Source organism: Longibacter sp. (genome assembly GCF_051155795.1).
Taxonomy (GTDB): Bacteria; Bacteroidota; Rhodothermia; order Rhodothermales; family Salinibacteraceae; genus Longibacter.
The window spans coordinates 1-9,478 of record NZ_DAXETW010000077.1; the positions used below are offsets into that span (position 1 = coordinate 1).

The window sequence follows — 9,478 nt, forward strand, 5'->3', positions numbered from 1 at the left end:
TGCGCTTCTGAGACGGGCCCGTTATCATACGCGGGCTCGTCTTTTCCATTCGGTTCGTAACCCGCTCTTATGGACATTCTCTCACGTCTGACCGGCGATGCGTCTCGGCTGGATCCTCGCCTCCTCACGATCTCTGCCATGCGTACACTGCTGTTCGCCCTGGCATTTGGCGTCGTTCTCGTAGGGTGGGCGTTTGCCGCTGCCGCGCAGGACACGAGTTCATCGGAGCAACGGCCGGACCTGAATGCCGATTCCGTTCAGCAGCGACTGGACCGGCGGGTGCCCGCCCTGCTCGACACCCACGCGGTGCCGGGGGCTGTTGTCGCAGTCGTGACGGGCAGCCAGATTGTCTCCGTGACCGGGTACGGCTTTTCAAACGCGGAGGAGGAGCAGCCGATGTCCGGCGACCGGTCCGTGGTGCGCGTCGCGTCGGTCACCAAGCCCGTCACTGCCACGCTTCTCCGGATCCTCGCCGCCCGCGGAGACATCTCCCTCGACGATCCCGTCGGGCGCGACATCGTGGACCGTGAGGCGGGGGACGACGTGACGCTCGCACACCTTCTTGCGCATACGTCGGGGCTGGATGGCCGGATGCTCGGCGGCGGAAGCCCGCGTCCCCCCGCGTCCCTCACCTCCGTCGTTCGCCGGCAACTTCCCCCGCAGATTGATCCGGCCGGCGCCGTCTCGCGATATTCGAACGAGGGATACGCCTGGGCCGGGGCCGTTGTGGCGGAGAAGCGAGGGGAATCGTTCGCCGCGCTGGCTGACTCACTCCTCTTCCGGCCGCTTCAGATGCGGCACTCGACGTTCGCGGCCGATCCGAAATTTGCCTCGGGTACCCCAGCTACCGGGTATGTGCCCGGAAACGACGCACCGGAGGCCCTGCCGCGGGATTACGTCACGATGGTGCCTGCAGGGGGGCTCTGGACCACCGGGGCGGATATGGCGCGCTTCCTCCAGGCGGTGTTGAATGGCGGCCGGCAGGATACCGTCCGGGTGCTTCCTTCCGAAGCGGTATCCTTCGAGCCGGGCGATCTTCTGGACCCGTTCGCCGGGCGCCGCGGGCACCTGGGGTGGTTCAGAGGCGTTGTTTCCGGACATGACGCCTACGTGCATAAAGGTTCGTATCCCGGCGCCGGCAGTCAGGTCGCGATCATTCCCGAGCTGAAGCTCGGCGTTTTCGTCGCAGGAAATGCGGCCTCCGGCGTTCCGCTGGCATCGGACGTGCTCCGAGAGATTCTGGCGAATGTCCCATCACCGCACCTATCGATGTCGGACGCGGTGCAAACCGACCTCGGTACCCTTGAGGGAACGTATCGGATCGCCCGGCGACCTCACACCTCCTTCGAGTCGTTCTTTTCTCTCTTCGGCATTCCGTACCCGGACGTCGAGGTGGTTGCTGAGGGAGACACCGCGCTTACCCTCGGTCTTCCCGACGGACCGCTTCATCTCCGCCATGTCGGACAGCAACGGTTCCAGACCCCGAACCGATCGGTGGCCCAGGCGGCAGCGATCACATCCGGGCCGGGCCCGGTGCCACGACTCCGCGTGGGCAACGCCACCTTCGAACGCATCCCCCTGCTGGCTACAGCCGCCGTGAGCCTCCCCTGGTTCGGCATCTGCCTTCTTGCGATCGCCTCGATCTTCATTATCCCGATTCGCGAGTTCATGCGACCCAACACGTCGGATGACGATGCGCCGGAGGGAATGCAGTACGCCCGGCCGCTGGCCACGTTTGCCGCGGCCCTGCACGTCGGATTCCTGTTTGCTCTCGCATTCCGCGTCTTTACCGGTGGACCGCTGGGTCCAACGCATACTGACCCCGCGTCCATCCGCCCGCTTCTCGCCTTTCCGATCATGGCGTCCGCTCTATCTGTCGGACTGCTCGGATTCGTCATTCGGGCCTGGATCACGAAGGCATGGTCGCCCCTTACGCGTATTCACTTCTCCATCGTGACGGCGGGCATGCTGGCCTACATCCCGTTTCTGTGGTACTGGAATCTGATCGGCTCGCCGGTCGCATGACGTCGGGCGGGCATCGGGTGACATCGGTGTGGGATAAACCCCCACGCCGTGTCGCCAGATTGTCCTGCACCCGCGCGGGGATGGGTCGCTACGTTTGCGGTCCCAGGAAGCGCTACGTTGTCAGGTGCAACGCCGGATACAAGGCATCAATGCCCGCACCGGCCGGTCGCCGATTGTAACCGGTCGGTAGACCCTGGGTAGATCTCCCGCGCTCGACTCGAGACATGACGCATCGTTCCCCCACACCGTCTCCGCCGCACCCGTCGTTTCCCCGACAGGCCGCGGTGGAGGAGCAGTTGATGTTTCTGCTCGGTTATGCCGTGATGGCGCCGTCGGGACACAACACGCAGCCATGGCAATTCTCGGTTCATGATGCGTCCGTGTGGCTCTACGTCGATCCGGCTCGCACGCTTCCGGCACTCGATCCGGGAGGGCGGGAGCGCATCATGAGTTGCGGGGCCGCCCTCTTCCATTTTCGCATTGCCATGCGTCATGTCGGCATCACGCCTGAGGTGGAGTGGTTTCCGGATCGGGATGAGGAAGACGCCGCCGTGCACATGCAAGACGTGGAGAAGGGGAGAAAGGCCCTCGCCCGCATCTCGATGGGCTCTCCCATGGAGCCGACGCTCGCGGATGAAACGCTTTTTTCCGCGATTCAGCGTCGGCGCACGCACCGGGAAGCCTTCGAGGATGCCACCGTTCCAACGTCGGATCTCAATCAGCTCGAAGATGCCGCAGCGTCGGAAGGGGCGAACCTTGAGGTTCTGTCCGACGCCGACCAGCGTAGTCGACTGCTCGATCTCGCTATTCGAGCGAATGAGGACATGCTGGCCGATGCCGACGTGCGGCGCGAACTGGCGGAATGGACGGCCTCAGCGTCCGATGACGCCGGTGTGCCCGGGTCAACGCGGGGCTGGAGCCGGTGGCAGACGCTTTCGGCCGGATGGCTGCAGGCGCTGCCCGGCCTCGGCCCGGATCCATGGCACCGGGAGACCGCCACCATTCGCAACGCTCCGGTCCTGGCCGTCCTGACGACAACGGACGATAACGTCGCCGCCTGGCTCCGGGCCGGACAGGCGCTCGACCACGTGCTGCTGCGGGCCACCAGCTACGGCCTCGGCGCAAGCTTTCTGAATCAACCCGTCAAGGTGTCCCGCCTGCGACAGGACGTTCGGTCCCTCTGCGGCGATGATGCTTGGCCTCAGATCGTGCTTCGCATGGGGGTGGCAACCACGCAGGCGCCCCGAAGCGGACGTCGTCCCATTCCCATTCGGAAGGACTAACCCAGACCGGTTCCTGCCGAAAGATCGTTCGACCTTTCTCACCAATACCCCGAACGGCCATGCTTTCGATCAAACGGATTCTCTTTCCGACAGACTTTTCAGAAGGTGCCAGGCGGGCGTTTCCGCAAGCGGCCTTTCTCGCACACGTACACGACGCCGAATTGTGCATTCTGAGCGTCGCGGGACGCCATCTCTACGGGTATCGCGATATGGTCGACGCCCATCCCATGTCGACGGAAACGATCGATGAAATGATCGAATCGCTTCCGTTCACGTCCGATGACCTGTCGATCGAACAGGTGCAACTGGAGGGAGCGATCATTCACGAACGGATTGTTGAGTTTGCCGATGAGCGCGACACGGATCTGATCGTGATGGGGACGCACGGTCGAACCGGCGTCAACCGGATGCTGATGGGTAGTGTTGCAGAAGATGTTGTTCGGTCCGCAAATTGCCCTGTTCTGACCGTGCGCGGTACCAAGGAGGAAACGGCCCCGTCTGGTACGTCACGCATTCTGGTTCCCGTCGACTTTTCCGAAGGCTCCACGCTTGCGGTTGCGCATGCGCGGGAACTCGCCTTGACGTACGGTGCCCGCATGGATCTCTTGCATGTGGTCGAAGAAGTTATTTATCCTTCGACGTATGGAATCGAACCCGTCGAACTGCCGACGGGAGAGGTCGTTGAGAATGTCGAAAACGCGCTCGCAGAATTGGCGCGTGAAGAAATTGGCATCGAACACGTCATCGTCGAGGCCCGCATCGGGTATGCACCGGCGACGATCCGCGACTACGCGGCCGAGCACGAGATCGATCTGATCGTGATCGCGACCCACGGCCGGTCTGGCCTCGACCGTCTGCTCATGGGCAGCGTAACGGAGAATATCGTTCGACGTGCCGAACAGCCCGTGTTCGTTGTGAAGCCGAACGCAAAATCGCTCGTTGAGACCCCGCCTGCGTCGAAACCGGCGCATGCCTGACCCCCCCGACGTTTCCTTTTCTGTTCCTAGCTACTCGTTTATGGACATCCAGACGATTCTCGTACCCACCGACTTCTCGTCCTGCGCTGAGCATGCGCTCACGAAGGCGGTCGATCTTGCCGAGCGCTTCGACGCCACCCTTCACGTCCTGCACGTGGTGGATGAGCTCGACCCCGAGTTTTACGGGGTGGACGATGCTCAGGAGAAGGCCGTGCAGATTCGTTCCCGCATACGCGAGGAAGCGCAGGCCCGCCTGAACGAGCTCGTGCCTGACGGTCAGTCGATCGAAATCAACACCGCCGTCTCGGTCCACCTTAGCTTTGACGTGGCGGCGACGATTCATGACTACATCGACGAGTACGGCATCGACCTGGTCGTGATGGGAACCCATGGGCATCGCAACATCGAGCGGCTAATGCTCGGCAACGTGGCCGACAAGCTTGTGCGACATGCCCGCTGCCCGGTGATCACGGTCAACGAGGAAGTGCCGTGGATGGAAGGGGAAAAAGGAAGACTGGTGGAGGACGTACTGGCGCCGGTCGATTTCTCCGAACACTCAAAGCAGGCCGTTCGAACCGCGAAAGACTTTGCTGCCGCCTATGGGGCTCGCCTCCACCTGCTCTTCGTCGCGGAGAAGCGCGTCGTGCCGACGTTCAGCGACACCGGCCTCCCGGGCGTCGGCGTCGTTGAGATGAATGAAGAGATCGTTTCGAACGCAGAAACGGCACTTCGACAGCTTGCGGCCAGTGTTGGTGGCCCGGACGTGGAAGTCACGACGGCCGTGAAGCACGGGCGTGTCGCTGAAAGTGTGATAGACTACGCTGAACGTGAAGGTGCGCAGCTCATCGTCATGGCGACGCGCGGGTTGAGCGGTGTGGAACGGTTCCTCCTCGGGTCGAACACGGAGCGTATCGTTCGTGTCGCGCAGTGCCCTGTTCTCACGATGCTGACGGAAGAGAAAGAGACGACGGAAGCGTAAGTCTTAGTCCGTTCTGCACGTCGCGCAACGAACAACGACGAAACGCAGAAAAGGCCTCCGGCACCAGATGGTGTTGGAGGCCTCTGCTATGATGCGCGCAGCATGATTATGATTCCTGCAGCCTGCTCGGCCGGACTGGCTTGTATCCGGCTTCGGGCGGCGCGGCAGCGATGGCCGCTGCAAGTCGATGTGATCCTCCTACGCAGCCTTTCTACACGACGTGCTCGTCGGGTCGGGACGCATCGGCATCCGCCTCCGGCTCGGACTCAGACAGGGTCGTCTGCTCGTTCGCTGCGAGCTCCGACGACGTGGCTGCGTCGCCTGTGTGTTGCGGCGACCTCATGGCCGGGGCAGGAGAGGAGGCAGGAACGAAGTCCTCCGGCTCACCGGTGCTTGATACCGCTGGCTGCGCCGGCTGCAGGCCCGGGTCCTGAAATGGATTGATGAAAAACGCCATGACAGGCGCCCAGACAACGAGCGCAAGAAGCGACCACATGACACTCTCGGTCCAGAAGCCCAGGCGGCTCTGGTCGACAAACAGGCTCACCAGGCTAACGGCGGTCCATACGACGAGGCAGACCGAAAGAACGTAGGCGACGATGCGACCGGGAGAGCGCCGCGGGCGATCGGTCTCCGCTCGAACGCCGATGCGCTTCCCCGTATCGGCGCCGGCCCGTTTGGGGGTGGCCGTTTCGTTTTGCGAAGATTCGCGGACCTGCGTCTCGGCACCCGATGAGGACGACGCAGCAAAGACGACGGCGGGCACGATGAGCACCGTCCCAAGCAGGCACCACATCAGAGACTGCGTCCAGAGCGTCAGATTGGCTTCGTCGGCAACGATACCGATGATGCTAACGAAGATGCCGGCAAAGACGAGGGCCGCTACGCCGTACAGAATTCGTTTCATGGCAGGGGACGGAGTCGTGGAAAAGGGCAGCGAACACTCCCCATCCCGCCATCTAACGCACGCTCAAGCGCACAGCCGACGCTACCGGTCTGACTTCACCGGTCCGAGGCATGTTACGCGCTCACAGCCTCCTCTTTCTGCTGCGGCCAGAGCTTACGAGCACGTTCCATCTCATCAATTTCGTCGAGATTGAGCGCGCGCGTCGGCGGGGCGTCATCGGAACCGCCGCTGTGGAAGGCCGGGACATCTGCAGCGTCCTCCGTTTCTTCCGTCTCGACGACCGGAGCGGTCGGCTCATCGGCAAACATCTGCGAAGAGACGAATGCATAAAACGGTGCGATCACGAGGCCTGCGAGCAGGCTCCACATGAGGCTCGTTGTCCAAAATTCAGGACGGGCTCCATCGGCTATGACGCCGGTAAAGCTCACGAGAATCCAAAGTCCAAGTACCGAGGCGAGGGTCGTCAGAATCCGCTTCATGGTCGAAGAGGTCGGAATAAGGGTAGCCGTTTACGCGTCGGTTGGAGGCTTCCCATTGGCAGCGCGGCTAGGGCAGGTGCTCTCAACCGAAAGGGGTAGAACGTCGGGGTCGGGTCCAGACTGACAAGACCAACGGCCTTCTCAGACCAGCACCCAGGTCCTAAATAAGCCATCGTGAAGTATATCTTCACGAGAACACGCACTGAAATGGCCCCCCAGAACACATGTTCCGGTACGTTTGACCCGGTCAGGTAGAAAATACTGCCCCTGACACGATCACAGCCTCCACAAGCTTACACAGGATGATGCACCCATCGCCACTGGCTTTGGCCACGGTGGGTCTCAGGTATAGGAGCAGGGACGCGTCAGTCATCTGGTGAGCCTCGATCCGGTGTGAATATGCGCTGAAGGCAGCTGAGGCCGGATTTCTACACGGTTTGCGGCCACCTGCGCGGGTAGCAGGAATGCGAGTAAACGGCATCTATCGACGGTTCTGTCGCCCGGATCCAGCGTGCCGGGAATGCCAAAAAGCACATTCGAGACCCGTTCACATTCCCGTGAAATGCGGCGTCTCCCCATTCTTGCGTTACAGCCTTGTTACATGGCGCCTCGTTTCCGAGTTGTCCATTTGGTCGACGGCTTGGTGGAGGTGCTGCGTGCGTTGCGTCCAGGGCGCTGCGTCGAGGGTTGGGAGCCCTGGAAGAGGTGCCGTTACGTCGATGCGCTTACGAGGACTCAGGTGGACGCGCTCGGGGAAACGTTACCGAAAACATCGTCCCCTCATCTACGGTGCTTTCCACGGTAATCCGACCGTCCAGCATATCGACGAGTCGATGTGTGATCGCGAGCCCCAGTCCCGTGCCCGCGTGTTTATCGTCACGATCGTCCGACGCCTGAAGAAACGGCTCGAAAATCGACTCGCGGAACGCATCGGGGATACCGATCCCGGTGTCTTCGACCGTGATCTCGACTGTATCATCGTTGACCTCCACGGCAACCTGTACCTTTCCGCCGGACGGTGTGAACTTGAGGGCGTTGCCGATCAAGTTGTCCAGGATTCGGTCGAGGGCGGATTCATCCAGGTCGGCATACGCCGGCTCATCGGGGAGCCGCGTGGATAGCTTGATGCCGGATGCGCTGGCGCGAGAATCGAAGATGCGCGTGGATGCCTCCGTCCGTTCTGCGACGTCAAGGTGCTCGGGCGTTAGTTGGACAGCACCCGCCTCGAGTTTTGAGAGGTCGAGCACGGAATTCAGCGTTCGAAGCAGGCGCTGACTGCTCTCTCCGATGATTGTGGCAATGTCGTCCGTGGGCTCGGGGGTGTCGTTTTCCAGAATTTCCGCAAAGCCAATGATGGACGTCAGCGGCGTCCGGATCTCGTGACTCAAGTTCGCGAGGAACGTAGTCTTGAGGCGGTTCATCTGCTGCGCATCTTCTTTGGCCTTGCGCAGCTGTTCTTCTCGTCGACGTCGCTCTGTGACGTCTCGCACGACGGTCTGCGCAGCGGTCTGCTTGCGATAGGTGATCGGGACCGACTGGGTCACGATCGTTCGATGCACGCCGTCCAGGCCGATGATGTCATGCTCCCATGGAGGAGTTGTCTCACAATCATCGACAACCGTTCGAAGGCGTTCCCTGTACTGATCACGGTATTCTTCGTCGACAATCGTGAGGAGTTGCTCAGAAGGGAGGTCGTCGACGGAATCGGCGCCAAGGGTCTCAAGTGCGGCGGCGTTGGCGTAGACCGCCCGACCGTCGATCGAGATCAGGACCCCGCCCGGATGGTGTTCCACCAACGCTTTCCACCGCTGCTCACTTCGTCGGAGAGCGGATCGGGCGCGATCCTGTTCCAGTACAATAAAGGTTTGTGCAACGACGTCGGCGATGGACCCGGCGAAGTTTTGCAGGTCCGCCGACCATGACCGGCGCTCGCCGATGTGCTCCGCGGACACCAGGCCGACGAGCTTTCCGCCGACGCGGACCGGAGCATCCAGCGTGGATTGAATATTTCGCTCCTGATTATATGTCGTCAGCTTGCGGAGCCGCTCGTCGCGGTGCACGTCTTCGCTGCAGACCGCGCGTCGATCCTGGATAGCACGGATATAATTCTTGTAGGCCGGTTTACCGATCCGCATTCCGATATCTTCCGACTCGCCGGGCCCGACAACCTCCACGCAAACGAAGTCATCCGTCTTTTCGTCCCGCCTCCAGATGCTCACCCGGTCTGTCCCGAACGCATCCTGGGCGGTTTCCGCCGTATACCGGAGGATGCCGTCGACGTCGTCTCGCATCTCCACCTGCATCTTTGCCAGCCTGGACAGGATCTCGTTGTGCTCGCGAATTCGGAGCTGCCGCGCCATGCGGTCCGTGATGTCTTCCATCACAATCACGATCTGCACGACCTTGCCCTCGTCGTCGTGAATGGGGGCCGCATTGATAGATAGGATGACGTCCCGCCCGGGACGGTCCAGTACCATTTCCACGTCGAACACGGGATCGCCCGTACGCAGCACCCGCTGGAAGGGAAGGTCCTCTGCGGAAAACATGCGGCCGCTGGCGTCGCGAGCGGCCCAAAAGCGGGCGTCCAGAAAATTTTCTGACAGTACCGATCGTCGGGACTGCAGAAGCGTCTCGGCGCGGGTATTGGCGAATGATACGTTTCCATTTGGGTCTGCGACGATGATGCCCGCGGCGCTGGTGTCGGCCACGCCCCGGAGCAGGTCACGCTCCTGTTGTAGCGCTTCACGCGCCTGGACTTCCTGCGTGACGTCCTGCGCCGTGGCTGCCACGCCGATCGCATCGCCGGTATGGTCCACGAGCGGCGTCAT

At 61.9% G+C, this 9,478-nt stretch carries 7 protein-coding genes; 4 read left to right on the forward strand and 3 right to left on the reverse strand.

Going from position 1 to position 9,478, the window contains the following annotated elements; all coding sequences use genetic code 11:
* Positions 1 to 69: 69 nt before the first annotated feature.
* From ACFCU0_RS08345 to ACFCU0_RS08360, 4 genes are all read left to right on the forward strand, one after another.
* Positions 70 to 2,025, forward strand: a complete 1,956-nt coding sequence (locus tag ACFCU0_RS08345; protein ID WP_434973207.1) for a serine hydrolase domain-containing protein — start codon at positions 70 to 72, stop codon at positions 2,023 to 2,025.
* 224 nt (positions 2,026 to 2,249) lie between these two features.
* Positions 2,250 to 3,308, forward strand: a complete 1,059-nt coding sequence (locus ACFCU0_RS08350) for an Acg family FMN-binding oxidoreductase (protein ID WP_434973208.1) — start codon at positions 2,250 to 2,252, stop codon at positions 3,306 to 3,308.
* A 59-nt stretch (positions 3,309 to 3,367) separates the two neighbouring features.
* Entirely contained in the window at positions 3,368 to 4,285 is a 918-nt protein-coding gene (locus ACFCU0_RS08355; protein WP_434973209.1) for a universal stress protein, read from the forward strand.
* Positions 4,286 to 4,325: 40 nt separating this feature from the next.
* Positions 4,326 to 5,264, forward strand: coding sequence for a universal stress protein (locus tag ACFCU0_RS08360; protein ID WP_434973210.1), 939 nt, complete (start codon positions 4,326 to 4,328; stop codon positions 5,262 to 5,264).
* A 211-nt stretch (positions 5,265 to 5,475) separates the two neighbouring features.
* On the opposite strand, the gene ACFCU0_RS08365 is transcribed toward ACFCU0_RS08360, so the two are convergent.
* The 3 genes from ACFCU0_RS08365 to ACFCU0_RS08375 all read right to left on the reverse strand — a co-directional run.
* Positions 5,476 to 6,171: a hypothetical protein gene (locus tag ACFCU0_RS08365; protein ID WP_434973211.1), complete on the reverse strand. Its 696-nt coding sequence runs from the start codon at positions 6,169 to 6,171 to the stop codon at positions 5,476 to 5,478.
* Between the two features lie 113 nt (positions 6,172 to 6,284).
* On the reverse strand, positions 6,285 to 6,650 hold the full coding sequence (locus ACFCU0_RS08370; protein ID WP_434973212.1) for a hypothetical protein: 366 nt from the start codon (positions 6,648 to 6,650) through the stop codon (positions 6,285 to 6,287).
* 725 nt (positions 6,651 to 7,375) lie between these two features.
* Positions 7,376 to 9,478 (reverse strand): ATP-binding protein (locus tag ACFCU0_RS08375; RefSeq protein WP_434973213.1); only part of this gene is annotated, 2,103 nt, incomplete at its 5' end.

Bases quoted from the DNA above. Each gene is read 5' to 3' on its own strand.
- ACFCU0_RS08345 (WP_434973207.1), top strand. From the start codon at position 70: ATGGACATTCTCTCACGTCTGACCGGCGATGCGTCTCGGCTGGATCCT.
- ACFCU0_RS08360 (WP_434973210.1), top strand. From the start codon at position 4,326: ATGGACATCCAGACGATTCTCGTACCCACCGACTTCTCGTCCTGCGCT.
- ACFCU0_RS08350 (WP_434973208.1), top strand. From the start codon at position 2,250: ATGACGCATCGTTCCCCCACACCGTCTCCGCCGCACCCGTCGTTTCCC.
- ACFCU0_RS08365 (WP_434973211.1), bottom strand. From the start codon at position 6,171: ATGAAACGAATTCTGTACGGCGTAGCGGCCCTCGTCTTTGCCGGCATC.
- ACFCU0_RS08355 (WP_434973209.1), top strand. From the start codon at position 3,368: ATGCTTTCGATCAAACGGATTCTCTTTCCGACAGACTTTTCAGAAGGT.
- ACFCU0_RS08370 (WP_434973212.1), bottom strand. From the start codon at position 6,650: ATGAAGCGGATTCTGACGACCCTCGCCTCGGTACTTGGACTTTGGATT.